Annotated in this window: 18 protein-coding genes; 13 read left to right on the top strand and 5 right to left on the bottom strand. The window is 74.2% G+C overall.

The genetic code is table 11. From position 1 onward, the window contains the following. Positions 1-27: 27 nt before the first annotated feature. The gene (locus tag LPC08_RS09105) at positions 28-720 is read right to left on the bottom strand and encodes an RluA family pseudouridine synthase (protein ID WP_230452379.1); all 693 of its coding nucleotides are present in this window, start codon (positions 718-720) and stop codon (positions 28-30) included. Between the two features lie 59 nt (positions 721-779). Continuing rightward, the gene (locus LPC08_RS09100; protein ID WP_230452377.1) at positions 780-1,643 is read right to left on the bottom strand and encodes a branched-chain amino acid aminotransferase; all 864 of its coding nucleotides are present in this window, start codon (positions 1,641-1,643) and stop codon (positions 780-782) included. 145 nt (positions 1,644-1,788) lie between these two features. Here LPC08_RS09100 and LPC08_RS09095 point away from each other — a divergent pair, with 145 nt between their 5' ends. From LPC08_RS09095 to LPC08_RS09075, 5 genes are all read left to right on the top strand, one after another. Then, positions 1,789-3,030: a 2OG-Fe(II) oxygenase family protein gene (locus LPC08_RS09095; RefSeq protein ID WP_230452376.1), complete on the top strand. Its 1,242-nt coding sequence runs from the start codon at positions 1,789-1,791 to the stop codon at positions 3,028-3,030. Continuing rightward, entirely contained in the window at positions 2,948-3,805 is an 858-nt protein-coding gene (locus LPC08_RS09090; protein WP_230452375.1) for a TrmH family RNA methyltransferase, read from the top strand. The genes LPC08_RS09095 and LPC08_RS09090 overlap by 83 nt, the downstream gene beginning before the upstream one ends. A gap of 49 nt (positions 3,806-3,854) precedes the next feature. Further along, a complete protein-coding gene (locus tag LPC08_RS09085) occupies positions 3,855-4,610 on the top strand; it encodes an SDR family oxidoreductase (protein WP_230452374.1) in 756 nt (251 codons plus the stop codon). A gap of 82 nt (positions 4,611-4,692) precedes the next feature. Further along, complete coding sequence (locus LPC08_RS09080; protein ID WP_230452373.1) at positions 4,693-5,706, top strand: Bug family tripartite tricarboxylate transporter substrate binding protein; 1,014 nt, start codon at positions 4,693-4,695, stop codon at positions 5,704-5,706. Between the two features lie 110 nt (positions 5,707-5,816). After that, a complete protein-coding gene (locus LPC08_RS09075; protein WP_230452372.1) occupies positions 5,817-6,605 on the top strand; it encodes an alpha/beta hydrolase in 789 nt (262 codons plus the stop codon). A gap of 74 nt (positions 6,606-6,679) precedes the next feature. Here LPC08_RS09075 and LPC08_RS09070 read toward each other — a convergent pair whose 3' ends face one another. Further along, positions 6,680-7,228, bottom strand: a complete 549-nt coding sequence (locus LPC08_RS09070; protein ID WP_230452371.1) for a cupin domain-containing protein — start codon at positions 7,226-7,228, stop codon at positions 6,680-6,682. Positions 7,229-7,274: 46 nt separating this feature from the next. Continuing rightward, complete coding sequence (locus LPC08_RS09065; protein WP_230452370.1) at positions 7,275-8,315, bottom strand: amino acid ABC transporter substrate-binding protein; 1,041 nt, start codon at positions 8,313-8,315, stop codon at positions 7,275-7,277. A gap of 266 nt (positions 8,316-8,581) precedes the next feature. On the opposite strand from LPC08_RS09065, the gene LPC08_RS09060 reads away from it, so the two are divergent. Next, positions 8,582-9,124 (top strand): hypothetical protein, encoded by a 543-nt coding sequence (locus LPC08_RS09060; protein ID WP_230452369.1) that lies wholly within the window; start codon positions 8,582-8,584, stop codon positions 9,122-9,124. Between the two features lie 101 nt (positions 9,125-9,225). Here LPC08_RS09060 and LPC08_RS09055 read toward each other — a convergent pair whose 3' ends face one another. Continuing rightward, the gene (locus LPC08_RS09055) at positions 9,226-9,774 is read right to left on the bottom strand and encodes a TIGR00645 family protein (RefSeq protein ID WP_230452367.1); all 549 of its coding nucleotides are present in this window, start codon (positions 9,772-9,774) and stop codon (positions 9,226-9,228) included. A gap of 124 nt (positions 9,775-9,898) precedes the next feature. Here LPC08_RS09055 and LPC08_RS09050 point away from each other — a divergent pair, with 124 nt between their 5' ends. The 7 genes from LPC08_RS09050 to tatB all read left to right on the top strand — a co-directional run bounded on the left by LPC08_RS09050 (position 9,899) and on the right by tatB (position 16,513). Next, complete coding sequence (locus LPC08_RS09050; protein WP_230452366.1) at positions 9,899-11,668, top strand: arginine--tRNA ligase; 1,770 nt, start codon at positions 9,899-9,901, stop codon at positions 11,666-11,668. Beyond that, positions 11,665-12,438 (top strand): SPOR domain-containing protein, encoded by a 774-nt coding sequence (locus tag LPC08_RS09045; RefSeq protein WP_230452365.1) that lies wholly within the window; start codon positions 11,665-11,667, stop codon positions 12,436-12,438. The genes LPC08_RS09050 and LPC08_RS09045 overlap by 4 nt, the downstream gene beginning before the upstream one ends. Further along, complete coding sequence (locus LPC08_RS09040; protein ID WP_230452364.1) at positions 12,435-13,397, top strand: glycoside hydrolase family 3 N-terminal domain-containing protein; 963 nt, start codon at positions 12,435-12,437, stop codon at positions 13,395-13,397. Before LPC08_RS09045 ends, LPC08_RS09040 begins: the two co-directional genes overlap by 4 nt. 6 nt (positions 13,398-13,403) lie before the next feature. Further along, a complete protein-coding gene (locus LPC08_RS09035) occupies positions 13,404-14,102 on the top strand; it encodes a site-2 protease family protein (protein ID WP_230452363.1) in 699 nt (232 codons plus the stop codon). Then, entirely contained in the window at positions 14,099-14,887 is a 789-nt protein-coding gene (locus LPC08_RS09030; RefSeq protein ID WP_230452362.1) for a segregation and condensation protein A, read from the top strand. Before LPC08_RS09035 ends, LPC08_RS09030 begins: the two co-directional genes overlap by 4 nt. Continuing rightward, on the top strand, positions 14,877-15,629 hold the full coding sequence (gene scpB / locus LPC08_RS09025; RefSeq protein WP_230452361.1) for an SMC-Scp complex subunit ScpB: 753 nt from the start codon (positions 14,877-14,879) through the stop codon (positions 15,627-15,629). The genes LPC08_RS09030 and scpB overlap by 11 nt, the downstream gene beginning before the upstream one ends. Before the next feature lie 218 nt (positions 15,630-15,847). Next, entirely contained in the window at positions 15,848-16,513 is a 666-nt protein-coding gene (tatB, locus tag LPC08_RS09020) for a Sec-independent protein translocase protein TatB (protein ID WP_230452360.1), read from the top strand. Positions 16,514-16,528 lie beyond the last annotated feature (15 nt).

The raw sequence follows: 16,528 nt of genomic DNA, 5'->3' as shown, positions 1-16,528 counted from the left end.
CCGTCACAAGCAGCCACTAACCCGGATTCAGGAGCCGTTCCAGCCGCAGCGCCCGAATGCCGCCTGCATCGCTGCGGGCAGCGGCGCCTCCGCCCGCCGCGGCGGGTCGAGCGGCAGGCGCAGGGAGCGCGCCAGCAGGTGCAGCCCCCCCGGGGCGGCGGCGCCGTAGAGCGGGTCGCCCAGGATGGCGCCGCCGAGCAGGGTGCAATGGAGCCGGAGCTGGTGCGTCCGGCCGGTGGCCGGGCGCAGCTCCAGCCAGGTCAGGCCCTCGCCCCGCCCGAGCACGCGCCAGGCGGTGCGCGCGGGCTGGCCCTCCGGGTGCGGCTCCATGCGCCAGCCGGTGCGGGGGTGGCTGACCTTGCGCAGCGGGGCGTCCAGCACGCCGGACCCCCCGGGCGGCGTTCCCGACATCACGGCCCAGTAGGTCTTCTCGGCCCGCCCGCCCGCGAAGAGCGCCCCCAGCGCGGCGAGGGCCGGCTTGGTGCGGCCGAGCGCGAGGCAGCCCGCGGTGTCGCTGTCCAGCCGGTGGGCGGGCTGCGGCAGGTGGCGCTTGCCCTGTTGCAGCAGCGGCAGCCAGTCCTCCAGGCTGCCGCCGCCGCGCGGGCCGCGATGCACCGGCAGGCCGGCGGGCTTGTCGAGGATCAGGACGTCCGGGTCCTGGTGCAGGATCCGGGCCGCCAGCCAGCCGGGCAGCGGCACCGCCGGACGTGCCGCCGCCACGGGGGAGGGGCGCCGGCCGCGCGCGGCGCCCCGTCCGGGCGCGCGTCCTGGGGCGGGGCTCAGGCGGCCTTCGGCAGGATGCGGGAGCCCTCGGCCCAGGCGAAGTACAGCTCCCGGGCCTGGGCGGCCACCGGGCCGGGCTGGAGGTCGCGGCCCTCGTAGCGGGTGCAGGGCTGCACCTTGGCGAAGTTGCCGGTGGCGAAGATCTCGTCCGCGTCCGCCAGCATCGCCGGGGTGACGGTCGTCTCGCGCACCTCGCGTCCCGCCTCGCGCAGCAGGCCGATGACCCGGGCGCGGGTGATGCCGGCCAGGAAGGTGCCGTTGGCCGCAGGCGTCATCACCACCCCGTCCTTGACCATCATCATGTTGGCCGTGGCGAACTCCGCCACCTTGCCGTCCGGGTCGCAGACCACGGCGTTGTCGTAGCCGTTCTTGCGCGCCCAGGCGGTGGCGCGGGCGGAGTTCGGGTAGAGCGCGGCGGCCTTGGCGTCGGTCGGCGCCTGGTCCGGGGCGGGGCGCCGGAAGGGTGCGAGGCAGGCGGAGAAGCCGTTCGGCGGCGGCAGCGGGCTGTCGTAGACGGACAGGATGAAGTCGGTGGAGGCCGGGTCGGGCTCGGCCGCGCCCAGCCCCTTGCGGATGAAGAACATCGGCCGGATGTAGAGCTCCGCCTCCGGCCCCATGCGGCGCACGCCCTCGCGGCACAGCTCCTCGATGGTCGCGGCGTCGAGCTTCGGCTCCATCAGCATGGCGCGGGCGCTGCGCACCACGCGGGCACAGTGCAGGTCCAGGTCGGGGACCAGGCCGCGGATGCCGCGGGCGCCGTCGAAGACGATCGAGCCCAGCCACATGGCATGGTCCATCGGGCCCATGATCTTCGGCTCCTCGGTCGACCACTGCCCGTCGTACCAGAACACGCCCGCCATCGCCCTCGCTCCTCGCGCCGTCGGAAGCCCGGGGTTCTGGCACGTCCGGCGCGGGCGTTGAAGCGGAAGCCGCGCATGGCAGCGGCGGGATCGCGACAGCGGCGAGGCCGCCGGGGACCGCCTCGCCGCCGGCCTTCCCGGGACGGTGATCTGCTCTACCCTGGGGCGCATGGCGCTCGTCGGCTTCGGGGAGTTCCTCCCCGCCCTCACCCTGCCGGGGACCAGCAATCCCCGCTATGCGGTCCCTTCCGTGGCCGGTCGCTGGACCCTGCTGCTCTTCCTGCCGCGCGAGGGTGGCGCGGACCTGGCGCCGCTGGAGGCGGCGATCGCCCCGGTGCGCGCCCTGCTGGACGACCAGCGGGCGCTGCTCTTCCTCATCACCCCCCGTGCGGAGGCGCTGGGGACGGCGCTGCGCGACCACCTGCCCGGCATCCGCATCCTGGCCGATGCGGATGGCGCGGCGCTGGCGGCCTGCGGCGGCGCCCCGGCGGAGGGAGCGGCGATCCTGGCGGACCCCTTCCAGCGCGTCCTGGCCTCCGGCCCCCTGGCGGTGGCGCCGCGCCTCCTGGCGATGCTGCCGGAGTTGCCGCCGCCGGAGCGCCATGCGGGGGAGGAGGTGCCCGCCCCGGTGCTGGTGCTGCCGCGCCTGCTGGAGCCTGCCCTCTGCCGCCGGCTGATCGCGCTCTACGAGGCGGGGGGCGCCACGCCCTCAGGCTTCATGCGCGAGGTGGACGGGCGGACCGTGCCGGTGCGCGACGGCAGCTTCAAGCGGCGCTCCGACCACACCATCGCCGATCCGGAGGTGCTGGACGCCCTGCGCCAGCGGCTGGCGCGGCGCCTGGTCCCGGCGCTCCGCGCCGCCTTCCAGTTCGAGGCCACGCGGATCGAGCGCTTCATCGTCGCCTGCTACGACTCGTCCGAGGGCGGCTTCTTCCGCCCGCATCGCGACAACACCACCCGGGGCACCGCGCACCGCCGCTTCGCGGTGACGGTGAACCTGAACGCCGAGGAGTTCGAGGGCGGCGAGCTGCGCTTCCCGGAATTCGGGCCTCGGCGCTACCGCGCCCCGACCGGCGGGGCGGTGGTGTTCTCCTGCTCGCTGCTGCATGAGGCGATGCCGGTGACGCGGGGGCGGCGCTATGCCTTCCTGCCCTTCCTCTACGATGAAGGCGGCGCCCGCATCCGCGAGGCCAACCTCGCCTATGTCGGCGAGGCCGCCGCCCAGGCCGGAGAGACCAGCCCTGACCAGACCGAACCAGCCCCGACCGCCCCAGAGAGGGGCGCCCGAGCGGGGGGCGCCCCGGATGGAGGCGACCCGGGCGGACGCGCCCCCCCGGGCGCACCAGCGCGGCCAGGACCGGGGGCCGCTGCCGCCGCGCCCGCCTGAGCCGGACCGGCTCTGCGGCCGGGCGGCGGTGCTGGCCGCCTTCGCCCGGCGCCCGGCGGACCTGCTGCGACTCTTCTACCTGCCGTCGATGCGCGAGCCTGCCGGGCCGGTCTGCGCCGCCCTGGCGCGCGCCCGCCGTCCCTACCGGGAGGTCGCGCCGGAGGAGCTCACCCGCATCGCCGGCACGGCGCATCACGGCGGCATCGTCGCCGTGGCCATGCCGCGCCGCGTTCCCGCGCTGCCCGTGCCGCTGCCGGGGGCGCTGGCCCTGCCGGCGTTGGGCGCGGCGCCGGTGCTGCCGGTGCTGGACGGCGTGGGCAACCCGCACAACCTCGGCGCCATCGCCCGGTCGGCGGCCTTCTTCGGATGCCACGCCATGGTGCTCTCGGGCGATCCCCGGCAGGCCGGGCTGTCCGAGGCGGCCTTCCGCACCGCGGAGGGCGGGCTGGAGTCGCTGAGCCTCTACGCCGCGCGGGACCTGCCGGCGGCGCTGCACGCCGTCTCCGCCCAGGTGCTGACGGTCGCGGCGGTGGCGGCGGGCGGCGTGCCGCCGGAGGCGCTGCCGCGCGACCGGGTGCTGGCGCTGGTGCTGGGCAACGAGGAGCAGGGCGTCGCGCCCGCCACGGCCGCCGCCTGCGCGGCCCGCGTGACCCTGCCGGGCTCGGGGCGGGTGGAGAGCCTGAACGTCTCCGTGGCGGCGGCGGTGCTGATCCATGCGCTGTCGGTCCCGGGGACGGCCGGGCGGCAGGATGGGCGGACGGCGCATCTTGAATGACGCGGCGGGGCGGTGCAGGGAACCGCTCGGCCTTCTCGGGGATCGTCCCATGCTTCTGCTCGTTACCGGCGCCTCCGCCGGCTTCGGTGCGGCCATCGCCCGGCGCTTCGCGGCGGATGGCTCGCGAATCATCGCCGTCGGGCGGCGTGGCGACCGGCTGGACGCCCTGGCCTCGGAGTTGGGCGAGGACCGGGTGCTGCCCGTCGCGCTGGACGTGCGGGACCGCGAGGCAGTGCTGGCGGCGGTGGACGGGCTGCCGGCCGACTGGTCGGCGATCGACCTGCTGGTGAACAATGCCGGCCTGGCCCGCGGCCTCGGCCCGGCGCAGGAGGCGTCCCTGGACGACTGGGACGCCATGGTGGACACCAACGTGAAGGGCCTGATGTACATGACCCGCGCAGTGCTGCCGGGCATGATCGCGCGCGGCCGCGGGCATGTGGTGAACCTGGGCTCCACCGCCGGCGAATGGCCCTATCCCGGCGGCAACGTCTATGGCGGCACCAAGGCCTTCGTGCGCCAGTTCTCCAACAACCTGCGCGCCGACCTGTTCGGCACGCCCGTCCGGGTGACCGACATCGAGCCGGGGCTGGTCGGCGGCACGGAGTTCAGCGCGGTGCGCTTCGGCGGCGACCAGGCGAAGGCGGACGCCGTCTATGCCGGAACGGAGGCGCTGACCCCCGACGACATCGCCGACGCGGTGCACTGGGTGGCGAGCCGCCCGGCGCGGGTCAACGTCAACACGTTGCAGGTGATGCCCGTCTGCCAGTCCTATGGGCCGCTGCGGGTGCACCGCGCCGGCGGCTGAGGCGACCCTTAGGCGACGCGGCCGCCGCAACCCAGGCGGGCGCGCCGCGTCCATTCATGCTATGCATTCCGGGATCCCTGCCATGACCCTCTCCCGCCGCGCCCTCCTGGGCGCCGCCGCGCTGCCCCTGGCCTGTGCGTCCGCCCTTCCCCGGTCCGCCTCGGCCCAGGGTGCCGGGGACTTCCCCTCGCGTACCGTCCGCCTCGTCGTCCCCTTCGCCCCGGGCGGGGCGGTGGACATCACCGGGCGGCTGCTGGCCGAGCAGCTCCAGCCCCTGCTCGGGCAGACGGTGGTGGTGGACAACCGCGGGGGCGCGGGCGGCAACATCGGCGCCGACGCCGTGGCGCGGGCCGAGAAGGACGGCCACACCCTGCTGCTGGGCAGCGCCACCATCCTGGCCGCGAACAAGTTCCTCTACCGCCGCTCCATGCCGATCGACCCGCTGCGCGACCTGGCGCCGGTGACCCGCGTGGTGACGGGGACGGTGCTGCTGGTGGTCAATGCCCAGCGTCCCTGGAAGACCTTCCAGGAGCTGGTGGCGGCGGCCAAGGCCAGGCCGGGGGAGATCACCATGGGCTCCTCCGGCACCGGCTCGGTCAGCCACCTGACCCTGTCGGCGGTGAACCGGGCGGCCGGGGTCGACATCACCCACGTGCCCTACCGCGGCGGCGGGCCGGCCATCCAGGACCTGCTCGCCGGCAACATCGACATGATGTTCGACGTCATACCCGCGCTGCTGCCGCATGTGCGGGAGGGCCGCTTCCGGGCGCTCGCGGTCGGTTCGGCCGAGCGGGTCACCTACGTGCCCGAGCTGAAGGACGTGCCGGGGATGAAGGAGCTGCTGCCCGCCTCGAAGCTGGACGCGCAGTCCTGGTACGCGGTGACGGTGCCGTCGGGGACGCCGCCGGAGCGCATCGCCGTGCTGCACGAGCGGCTGCTGGCCGTGGTGCGGTCGGACGGCTTCCGCGAGAAGCTGCAGCCGCTGGGCTTCGCGCCCGTCTGGGATGCCACGCCCGACGACTTCGCTCGGTACTGGCGGGACCAGGAACTGGTCTGGCGCGAGCTGGTCGAGGCCTCCGGAGCCACCCTGGACTGAGGCTGCGAGGGCCGCATGGCGGGCCCGGCCGGACAGGGGCGGTCACCGGATGGTTGTCCTCCTCCCCGCTTGGCCCTAGCGTCCCAATAACGATGCTAAAACGGAACGTCATGCCTGGCCTCCTGCGGGCCCTGCTACTGCTGCTCATCCTCCTCCTCTCCTCAGAGGCCCGGGCCGCCTGCGCGTTGCCGGATCTCACCGATGGCGTGGAGACGCGGGTGGGCTGCCTGGCGCTGCGCTTCCACGGGCCGGCGCCGCGGCAGGACGGCAAGATCGTGGTCCTGATCCATGGCAACGGCGCACCGGGCGGGAAGGGCCCGGTGCGCACCCTTCCGCTCTGGGCACCCAAGGTGGTGGCGGCCATGCCGGGGGCTTCGGTGATCGCGCTGTACCGGCCGGGCTATGGCGATATGGAGGGGCGCGTCTCCGACGGGTCGGATGGCGGACGGGACGACAACTGGACCGCGGACAACATCGACGCCGTGGCCGATGCGCTGCGCGCGCTGCGGGAGCGGTACCGGCCGCAGGAGGTGGTGGTCCTGGCGCATTCCGGTGGCGCGGCGGTCGCCGCGAACATCCTGGGGCGCGCGCCGGGGCTGATCGACCGGGCGCTGCTGCTCGGCTGCCCGTGCAGCCATGCCCAGCTGACGATGGGCCCCTATCCGCGCAGCCTCGATCCCATGGACATCGTCAGCCGCATCCCGACCACGACCCGCGTCCTGCTGATGACCGGCAGCAAGGACAAGGTGACCAACCCGGCGGCCTCGCTGGCCTTCGTCGCCGCCCTGTCCGGCCGTGGCGTCCAGGCGCGCTTCGAGGCGGTGCCGGATGGCCAGCACGAGCTGACGCTGGACCAGTTCATGTTCGTCATGCAGCGGCTGAGCGTCTTCGCGCGCTGAGTTCGCAGCGGAAGGCCGGCCTTCGGGGATGGTCCGGGGCACCGGCCGGCGGTGCCCCGTCATCGGCGGGACGATCAGCCCCCCTCGCACCGCTCCGGCGGGTTGGCCGGGCCGGGATGCGTGTGGGTGGGATCGACCCAGGGCACGTTCTCCGGCTTCTCGACCGGCTCGATGTCCAGGTTCACCACCACCGCCTCGTTGTCACTGCGGACCAGGACGCATTCCAGCGTCTCGTCCTCCAGGGCGTTGATCTCCTGGTGCGGGACGTAGGGCGGGACGTAGATGAAGTCGCCCGGCCCGGCCTCGGCGACGAACTCCAGCTTCTCGCCCCAGCGCAGCCGGGCCTTGCCCTTGACCACGTAGATCACGCTCTCCAGCGCGCCATGGTGGTGCGCGCCGGTCTTGGCATTGGCGTGGATGTGGACGGTGCCGGCCCAGATCTTCTGCGCCCCGACCCGGGCGGCGTTGATCGCGGCGGCGCGGTTCATCCCCGGCGTCTGGGCGGTGTTGGCGTCCAGGCTGTTGCCCGGGATCACCCGCACGCCGGTGTGCTTCCAGCCATCGGGCGGCGTCGCGCCCGGCACCGGGTCGAGGGATTCATGGTGGTGGCCGTCATGCGGCATGGCGTCGGTCTCCCGTCGGGAACGCAAGCTTGGGAAGGGCAGGGGCTCAGCGGAAGGGCGGCGACCACATCAGCCCACCGTCGCGGGCCAGGCGGTTCTGCCCGCGCGCCACGCCCAGCGGCTCGTAGTGGCGCTTCCACACCTCGCCATAGTTGCCCACGGCGCGGACGGCGTTGAAGGCCCAGGCGTTGTCGAGGCCGAGCTGCTTGCCGAACTCGCCCGTGGTGCCGAGCAGGCGCTGCACCTCCGGGTTGGCGTCCTGGCGCCGGGAGTCCGCGTTGGCCTGGGTGACGCCCAGCTCCTCGGCGGCGACCAGGGCGTTGCCCACCCACTTCACGATGCTGAACCAGCGGAAGTCGCCCTGGCGCACCAGGGGCCCCAGCGGCTCGCGCGAGATGGTCTCGGGCATCAGCGCGTAGTCCGCCGCCTGCGGCCCGCGCGAGGCGCGCACGCCGGCCAGGCCGGAGAGGTCGCTGCTGTAGACGTCGCAGCGGCCGGAGAAGAAAGCGTTCTGCACCTCGCTGAAGTTCTCGATCACCACCGGCTGGAAGCGGATGTTGTTCACGCGCGCCCAGTCGGTGATGTTCAGCTCGCTGGTCGAGCCGGGCTGGAGGCAGATGGTGGCGCCGTCCAGCTCCTTCGCCGAGGACACGTTCAGGCTCTTGCGGATCAGGAAGCCCTGGCCGTCATGCAGGGTGACGCCGGTGAAGGCGAGGCCGATGCCCGCGTCGCGCCCGAAGGTCCAGGTGGTGCCGCGCGAGAGCACGTCCACCTCACCCGACTGGAGCGCGGTGAAGCGGGTCTGGGTGGTGGTGGGCACGAAGCGCACCTTCTCGCCGTCGCCCAGCACGGCGGCCGCGACGGCGCGGCAGAAATCCACGTCCAGCCCGCGCCAGACGCCCTGGCTGTCGGCCAGCGACAGGCCCAGCACGCCCGTCGAGACGCCGCAGACGAGCTGGCCGCGGGCGCGGACGGCGGCGAGGGTATCCGCGGCGGGGGCCTGGGCCCGGGCGGCCCAGGGCGAGAGCGCCGCGGCGGCGGCCAGGGCGAGGGCGGCGGGACGAACCCAGCGGTTCAGGCGTGACATCCGTTTCTCCGATCCTTGAACGTGCTATAATTCGTGGCACGGCCTTGTTCTGGCGGCTTTCATGCTCCCGGCGCCGGCATCCGGCAAGAGACCGCCGGCAATGCGCGATCACGCGGCGGTGAATGCCCGGCAGGGCTTGCGCCGGGCCGCGCCCGCCTCCGGCACGGCCGCCCCATCCCTCCGTTCAGGGGGTGCGCCGTGGCCGCGGAAGCGCCTAGCCTGGAGGCCTCCGGGATGACGCCGGCTGCATCAGGACCGTTTCGCGCATGCCACTGCCCTTCACCTACGAGGACCTCGAGAAGCGATTCGCCACCGTCCGCCCCTGGGCGAAGGACCTGGTCGGCGAGGACACGAACCGATGCGCCATCGTCATGGGCTATACGCTGAAGATGGCGCCCGACAAGTCGAAGGGCGACGCGAACCTGACGCACCTCGTGGGCAAGGAGCAGGAGATCGCGAACGCCAAGGCGGTGGTGGACGGCCCGGTGGGCCGGTCCTACCCGGACCTGTTCTTCATCCGCGCCGCGGACCTGCTGCCACGGGTCCGGCAGGCCTACGGCAATCCCGACGTGGAGGGCGAGGGCAAGGTCGTCTGGCCGCAGGTGCATGGCCGGAAGGGCGTCCTCTATGTCGAGAACTGCTATCCGATCGGTCGCGACAAGACCTGGGCCAAGGTCACGCTGGGCATCTACGAGCCCAACAGCGGCGACCACTGGGACCTCTTCGACGGGCTAAAGATGGTCGCGCTGGGCTACTGGGTGTCGAACACCAGCCATCCGGGGAAGATGTACTTCTGGGTGGCGAAGTAGCCTGGCGCCGGCTCCCCCCGGGGCATGGTGTCCGGGCCGGAGGGGTCGGGCCCGGATGGAGGGGCCGGGCCGCGGGACCAGGCCCGCCCCGCCCGCGCCCGTCAGTGCTGCTGGTGCGTCATCCGGTCCACCGCGGCGATGCCCAGCGCGGAGAGAACGAAGATCGAGTGGATGATGGCCTGCCACATGATCCCCTCGCTGGTGTAGCTGGACGCCTCCACCCCGACCCGTCCCGCCTCGATGAAGGTCCGCAGGAGGTGGATGGAGGAGATGCCGATGATCGCCATCGCCAGCTTCACCTTCAGCACCCCGGCATTGACGTGGCTGAGCCATTCCGGCTGGTCCGGGTGCCCCTCCAGCCCCAGGCGGGAGACGAAGGTCTCGTAGCCGCCGACGATCACCATCACCAGCAGGTTGGAGATCATCACCACGTCGATCAGCCCGAGCACGACCAGCATGATCTGCATCTCGCTGAACTCGGTGGCGTGGGTGAGGAGGTGCCACAGCTCCTTCAGGAACAGGAAGACATAGACCCCCTGGGCCACGATCAGGCCCAGGTAGAGCGGCAGTTGCAGCCAGCGCGAGCTGAAGATCAGCAGCGGCAGCGGGCGCAGCGCGGGCGGGACGGGGGAGGAGGGGTTCAGGCTCATGGTGCGGCGCACCTAACAATTTCTCCATGATCCCTCCAGGGGGTGCCCGGGACACCCCCGTGACGGTCCCGCCCCATGCGGGGCGGGCTGGAACGGCGGCGCCGGACATGCTCTAGGGGCGGCCATGTCCCAGGACGTCTTCCACACCATGCGCGAGGCCGTGGTCGCGCAGCTCCAGGCCCTGCTGCCCGACCTTCCGGCGGAGGCCTTCGCCCGCGTGCTGGTCGAGCCGCCGCGCGACCCCGCCCATGGCGACATGGCGACCAACGCCGCGCTGGTGGTGGGCAAGGCCGCGCGCCAGCCGCCGCCGAAGCTGGCCGCCGCGTTGGCGGAGCGCCTCGCCGCCTCCGGGCTGGTGACCGAGGCGGCGCCGGCCGGCCCTGGCTTCGTCAACCTGCGCCTGCCCGAGTCCCTGCTGCGCGCCCAGCTGCCGGTGATCCTGGCGGCGGCGGAGGGCTATGGCGACGGCAGGCTCGGCGGGGGGCGGAAGGCGAACGTGGAATACGTCTCCGCCAACCCGACCGGGCCGATGCATGTGGGCCATTGCCGCGGCGCCGTGGTGGGCGACGCCCTGGCCGGCCTGCTGGACAAGGCCGGCTGGGAGGTCACCAAGGAGTACTACGTCAACGATGCCGGTGCGCAGGTCCAGGCGCTCGCCTGGGCGGCCTACTGGCGCTACCTCCAGGCGCTGGAGACGGCGCTGACCGAGGAGGAGTTCGCGGCCCAGGTCCCTGGCGGCCTCCAGTACAGGGGTGAGTACCTCGTGCCCGTCGGCCAGGCGCTGAAGGCGAGGTACGGCGATGCCCTGGCGCCCGGCGCGCTGCCGGCCGACCCGGCGCTGTGGCTGGACACGGTGCGGGGCTTCACGATCGAGGCGATGATGGCCGAGATCCGCGAGGACCTCGCCGCGCTCGGCGTGCGGCACGACGTCTTCATCAGCGAGGCGGAGCTGGTGCGCGACGGCGTGGCCGACCGCGCCATCGCGGCGCTGGCGGAGAAGGGGCTCGTCTACGAGGGCGTGCTGGAGCCGCCCAAGGGCAAGCTGCCGGACGACTGGGAGCCGCGGCCGCAGACGCTGTTCCGCTCGACCGAGTTCGGCGACGACGTGGACCGGCCGCTGCGCAAGAGCGACGGCAGCAACACCTATTTCGCCAACGACATCGGCAACCACGCGGACAAGCTGGCGCGCGGCTTCGACGAGCTGATGCAGGTCTGGGGCGCCGACCATGGCGGCTACGTCAAGCGCATGCAGGCGGCGGTGAAGGCGCTGTCGGGCGACCGGCCGGTGCCGCTGGACGTGGTGCTGACGCAGATCGTGAAGGTGATGAAAGGCGGCGAGCCGGTTCGCATGTCCAAGCGCGCCGGCACCTACGTCACCCTGCGCGACCTGATCGACGAGGTCGGGAAGGACGCGGTGCGCTTCACCATGCTGACGCGCAAGGCGGACGCCCAGATGGAGTTCGACCTGGACGCGGTGGTGCAGCAGTCGCGCGACAACCCCGTCTTCTACGTGCAGTACGCCCATGCCCGCTGCCGGTCCGTGCTGCGCCAGGCGGGGGACCCGGCGCCGGGCGAGCTGGCCGACGCGCCGCTCGATGCGCTGGCGGATGCGGCGGAGCTGGCGCTGATCCGCCGCCTGATCGCCTGGCCACGCACGGTGGAGGCCGCTGCTGCGGCGCGGGAGCCGCACCGGATCGCGTTCTATCTGGGTGACTTGGCCGCCGACTTTCATCTACTGTGGAACCGGGGTCGCGAGGACGCGACCCTGCGCTTCATCCGGGAGGACGAACCGGAGGCGACGCGCGCGAGGCTGGCCCTCGTCGCCGCGACCGCCACGGTGATCCGCTCGGGCCTGCGCGTCATGGGGGTGACGCCAGTCGAGGAGATGCGGTGAGCGACATCACGGTTCCGTCCTACCGGGTGCACCGGGAGGCGGGTGGGGGAATACCCTGGAGGATGCTGGGGATCGCGGGGGCGGTCCTGGGCGTCATGGGAACGGGCGCAGCGGTGGTCTGGGGGGTCAGCCGCGCCGTCTCGACCGGCGTGCCGGTGATCGAGGCGGACAACCGGCCGATCCGGGTCAAGCCGGACGATCCCGGCGGGCTGCGCGTGGCCAACCAGGACGAGCGCATCTTCGAGATGCAGCGGCGCAATGCGCAGCAGGCCCGCACCGGCCAGCCGCCGGCGGCCGCGCCGACACAGGTGGTGCCGGAGCCGGAGCGCCCCGACCTGGCCGCGCTGCGCCAGGCGACGCAGGCCGCGCGGCAGCCGCCGCCCGCCCCGCGCCAGGCCGCGCCGCCGGCGCCCGCGGCCGCGCAGCCTGCCGCCGGCGGGCCGCCTGCCGCGGCGCCCGAGCCCGCGGCCGCGCGTGCCCCGGCGGCCGCACCGCCTGCCGCGCGCACGACGGGGGGCGGCCGCTTCCAGGTGCAGCTCGGCGCCCTGACGAGCGAGGAGGGCGCGAAGGCGGAATGGGACCGGCTGCAGCGCCGGCTGGGCGACCTGCTCTCCGACCGCAGGCCGCAGGTGCTCCGCTTCGAGCGGGACGGGCTGCCCACCATGTGGCGCCTGCGCACCGGCGGCTTCGCCGATGCCGATGCCGCCAAGGCCTTCTGTGACGCCGCCAAGGCCAAGGGCGCGCCCGCCTGCGCCACCATCGGCGGATGAGCCTGCCCCGCGCGGCCATCCTGGGCATCGCCGGGCCGGCGCTGACGGCGGAGGAGGCGGCGCTGTTCCGTCGCACCCCGCCGGCCGGCGCCATCCTGTTCGCCCGCAACGTCGTCGATCCGGCGCAGCTCCTCGCCCTGACCGCCTCGCTGCGCGAGCTGCTGGGGGAGGAGGCGCCGATCCTGGTGGACCAGGAGGGCGGCCGGGTGGCGCGGCTGCGGCCACCGCACTGGCCCGCCTTCCCACCGCCCGCGCAGTTCGAGGGCGATGCGGAGGGCGCGGCCGCCAATGCCGCCCGGCTCGGCGCGGCCTGCGCCGCAATGGGGCTGGACGTGGTCTGCGCCCCGGTGCTGGACCTGCGGCTGCCGGGCGCCCACGGCATCGTCGGCGACCGTGGCCTGTCGGCGGACCCGGCGGAGGTGGCGCGCCTCGGCGCCGCCTGGATCGGCGGTCTCCGGACCGCCGGCTGCGTGCCGGTGATCAAGCACATCCCCGGGCATGGCCGCGCCCTGCTGGACAGCCACGAGGCGCTGCCGCGGATCGGCGCGGGGGAAGGGGAGCTGGAGGCGGATCTCTTCCCCTTCCAGGCCGTCTGCCAGCCGGACCGGGGTCGCGGGGTCTGGGCGATGACGGCGCATCTGCTCTACGAGGCATGGGATGCCGAGCGCCCCGCCACCCTCTCGCCCATCATCGTCGAATCCGTCATCCGGCAGCGGATCGGCTTCGACGGCCCGCTGGTCTCGGACGACCTGGCGATGAAGGCCCTGTCCGGCACGCCAGCCGGGCTGGCCGTGCAGGCGCTGGCCGCCGGCTGCGACCTGGCGCTGCACTGCACCGGGGTGCTGGCGGAGAACGCCGCCCTGCTCGCGGCCTGCCCGCCCATGACCGACCGCGCGGCGGAGCGCCTGGCCGAGGCCCGCGCCGTCGCCCTGGAGAGCCGCCGCCCCGCGGCGGCCTGACCTCCCATGCCCGACTGGCTGACGGAACTGGTGACGGCGATCGCCGCCTCCGTGCTGGCGATCACGCTGCACGAGGCGGCGCATGGCTATGCGGCGCTCGCCCTGGGCGACCCCACGGCGAAGGAGGCAGGGCGGCTCAGCCTCAACCCGCTCCGGCACGTCGACCCGCTGGGCACGCTGATCGTGCCGGGGGTGCTGCTGCTGACGCAGTTGCTGACCATCGGGCGGGTCGAGGTGATGTTCGGCTGGGCGAAGCCCGTTCCGGTGAACATCCTGCGGCTGCGCAACCCGCGCTTCGGCATGGTGGCGGTCGCGGCGGCCGGGCCGGCGGTGAACATCGCCCTGGCGCTGGCGGCGGCCTTCCTGCTGCATCCCGTGCAGGCGGGGCTGCTGCCCGATGCCGTGGCCGTGGTGCTGTTCCGCTTCCTGCTGCTGCTGATCCTGGCCAACCTGGTGCTCGGCCTGTTCAACCTGATCCCGCTGCCGCCGATGGATGGGGGGCGGATCCTGGGCGGGCTGCTGCCGCCCTCGATCGGCATCCCCTTCCTGCGCCTGGACCGCTTCGGCCTGCTCTTCGTGGTCCTGATCCTGTTCCTGGCGCCGCAGATCGTGCCGGGCTGGTCGCCCATGCAGTGGCTGCTGGACTACGCCGTCACCCCGGCCATCCGGCTGGTGCTGCTGGCGGCGGGGCATCCGGTGCAATGAGCGGGCAGGGGACGCCGGCGCCGGTCGCCCTGCACCTGCGGCTGGAAGGGTTCGAGGGGCCGCTGGACCTGCTGCTGGAGCTGGCCCGGTCGCAGAAGGTCGATCTCTCCAGGCTCGATATCGTGGCGCTGGTGGACCAGTACCTCGCCGTGGTCGAGGGCGCGCGGCGCGTGCGGCTGGAGCTGGCGGCGGACTGGCTGGTGATGGCCGCCTGGCTCGCCTGGCTGAAGTCCCGCCTGCTGCTGCCCGAGCCGGAGCCCGACGCGGATGCCGAGGCCGCGGCCGGCAGCCTGGCCGACCGGCTGCGCGCGCTGGAGCTGCTGCGGGCCGGCGCCGCCTGGCTGGGCGAGCGGCCCGTGCTGGGCCGCGACACCTTCTCCCGCGGCCTGCCGGAGAGCCTGACCCAGCAGCGGGACGGGGCGCTCTCGGCCGACCTGCCGGCCTTGCTGCATGCCTGGAGCCAGGCGTTGCGCCGGGCGGCCGCCCGGCGCCCCTACGTCCCGAAGGCGCGCAAGCTGTGGACCGTGCAGGATGCGCTGGGCCGGCTGCGGCGGCTGCTGGGGACGGTGCCCGGCTGGGGGGAGCTGTCCCGCTTCCTGCCGGAGGAGCTGTCGCCCGACCCGGTGGAGCGCCGCGCCGCCCTGGCCAGCACGCTGATCGCCGGGCTGGAGCTGGCGCGCGGCGGCGGCGTGGAGCTGCGGCAGGAGGAGCCCTTCGGCCCGATCCTGCTTCGCCCGGGCGAGGGGCCGGAGCCGGGCGGGGAGGCGCTGCACGATGCGGCCTGACGAATGGGAGGCGGAAGGCCGCCCCACGGAGGAGCCCACTCCCCCGGCGGAGGCGCCGCCGGCCGTCCCCCCCGAGCCTGCCGCGGCGGAGCCCGATCCGCCGCGGGATGGGGATCTGCCGCCCTCCGACGCCGCGCTGCGGCTGGCCGAGGCGCTGCTCTTCGCCTCGGACCGGCCGGTGCCGCTGAACCGCCTCGCCGCCGCGCTGGGAGCGGAGGGCGAGGCGCGGGCGGTGATGCGCGCCCTGCGCGAACGCTATGCCGGGCGCGGCGTGGAGGTGGCGGAGATCGCCGGCGGCTGGGCCTTCCGCACCGCCCCGGACCTCGCCGCGCGGCTGACGCGCGTGATCGAGGTGCCGAAGCGCCTGCCCCGTTCCGCCATGGAGGCGTTGGCCGCGATTGCCTGGCGGCAGCCCGTCACGCGGTCGGAGATCGAGGAGCTACGGGGCGCCACCCTCTCCCAGAACACGCTGGAGGCGCTGCTGGAACAGGGGCTGATCGCGCCGCGCGGCCGCAAGGAGGCGCCGGGGCGTCCGGTGTTGTGGGGCACGACGCCGCGCTTCCTGGAGCAGTTCGGACTCCGCTCCCTCTCCGAGCTGCCGCGCCAGGAGGACCTGCTGACCGCCGAGGCGCCGCCGCTCGGCAGCGTCGCCGCGACGGGAGAGGGGGAGGGCGCGGAGCCCGGCCTGCCCCCCGACCATGGCGAGCTGGCAGGGGAGATGGAACGGGACGGCGGCGCGTGAGCCGCCGCCCCCGCGGGACCCGCCCGGCGGACCGGCGTGCCGACCGGCGGGGTGGCCCTTCGCTTTCCCGCCTCCGGCACCCTAGATGGGGGGGCGGCGTTGGCGGGGCTGGGCGATCCTGCTAACCCGGTCGCGCGCCCGCGCCCCGGCGGCGCCGGCCGATGCCGTCACTGTGTCTCGGTGGCAACCTTATCCCCTGGGGGCTTGAGCGGAGCACCATGTTCGACCTCGCGTGGTCCGAGATTGCGGTGATCGCCGTCGTGGCGATCGTCGTGATCGGGCCGAAGGACCTGCCCGACACGATCCGCACCGTGGCCAAGGGCATCGGCAAGCTGCGGCGCATGGCCGGCGAGCTGCAGGGCCACCTCGACGAGGTGGTGCGTGAGGCGAAGCTGGAGGACGTGCGCGACCAGATCCGCGACATCCGCAACTTCGACCTGAAGGGCGAGATCGAGCGCGCCGTGGACAAGGACGGCTCCGTGCGTGCCGCCTTCAACGACGATCCGTTCCGGGCGCCGCCGCCGACGCCCTCCGCGGATGCCGCCCCCGCGACGCCGGCCAATGCGGTCGGCGAGGCCCCCGAGGGCGCCGGGACGGATGCCACCGCCGCGGCGCCGGGCCCCGACCCGGCGCTGACGGCCGACGCCCCGGTCCCGGCCAACCCGCCGGAGACGGCCGCTGCGCACGAGCCCGCCGCCGTGGCCACCGGATTCTCGCCGCTGCCCGAGCCCGCCGCCCCGCCCGTGGACACGGCGCCGCCCGTTCCGCCGGCCGCGCCCGTCGCTGACCGGTCGGTCGCTGACCGGCCCGCCGCCGAGCTGCCCGTGACGGCCGCCGATGCAGCGCCGCCGGGCCCGCCCAAGCCGAACACCCAGAACGCCTGAGCCAGAAGAGCACCC

The sequence above is a fragment of the Roseomonas sp. OT10 genome, from assembly GCF_020991085.1.
Taxonomy (GTDB): Bacteria; Pseudomonadota; Alphaproteobacteria; order Acetobacterales; family Acetobacteraceae; genus Roseomonas; species Roseomonas cutis.
The sequence above is the reverse complement of the archived record's forward strand: the minus strand, read 5'-3'. Positions and strand labels throughout refer to the sequence as shown.

Coding starts and splice junctions, on each gene's coding strand:
- LPC08_RS09070 (WP_230452371.1), bottom strand. CDS start 7,228: ATGCCGCATGACGGCCACCACCATGAATCCCTCGACCCGGTGCCGGGC.
- LPC08_RS09085 (WP_230452374.1), top strand. CDS start 3,855: ATGCTTCTGCTCGTTACCGGCGCCTCCGCCGGCTTCGGTGCGGCCATC.
- LPC08_RS09040 (WP_230452364.1), top strand. CDS start 12,435: ATGAGCCTGCCCCGCGCGGCCATCCTGGGCATCGCCGGGCCGGCGCTG.
- LPC08_RS09065 (WP_230452370.1), bottom strand. CDS start 8,315: ATGTCACGCCTGAACCGCTGGGTTCGTCCCGCCGCCCTCGCCCTGGCC.
- LPC08_RS09030 (WP_230452362.1), top strand. CDS start 14,099: ATGAGCGGGCAGGGGACGCCGGCGCCGGTCGCCCTGCACCTGCGGCTG.
- LPC08_RS09050 (WP_230452366.1), top strand. CDS start 9,899: ATGTCCCAGGACGTCTTCCACACCATGCGCGAGGCCGTGGTCGCGCAG.
- LPC08_RS09075 (WP_230452372.1), top strand. CDS start 5,817: ATGCCTGGCCTCCTGCGGGCCCTGCTACTGCTGCTCATCCTCCTCCTC.
- scpB (WP_230452361.1), top strand. CDS start 14,877: ATGCGGCCTGACGAATGGGAGGCGGAAGGCCGCCCCACGGAGGAGCCC.
- LPC08_RS09080 (WP_230452373.1), top strand. CDS start 4,693: ATGACCCTCTCCCGCCGCGCCCTCCTGGGCGCCGCCGCGCTGCCCCTG.
- tatB (WP_230452360.1), top strand. CDS start 15,848: ATGTTCGACCTCGCGTGGTCCGAGATTGCGGTGATCGCCGTCGTGGCG.
- LPC08_RS09060 (WP_230452369.1), top strand. CDS start 8,582: ATGCCACTGCCCTTCACCTACGAGGACCTCGAGAAGCGATTCGCCACC.
- LPC08_RS09055 (WP_230452367.1), bottom strand. CDS start 9,774: ATGAGCCTGAACCCCTCCTCCCCCGTCCCGCCCGCGCTGCGCCCGCTG.
- LPC08_RS09100 (WP_230452377.1), bottom strand. CDS start 1,643: ATGGCGGGCGTGTTCTGGTACGACGGGCAGTGGTCGACCGAGGAGCCG.
- LPC08_RS09035 (WP_230452363.1), top strand. CDS start 13,404: ATGCCCGACTGGCTGACGGAACTGGTGACGGCGATCGCCGCCTCCGTG.
- LPC08_RS09090 (WP_230452375.1), top strand. CDS start 2,948: ATGGAGGCGACCCGGGCGGACGCGCCCCCCCGGGCGCACCAGCGCGGC.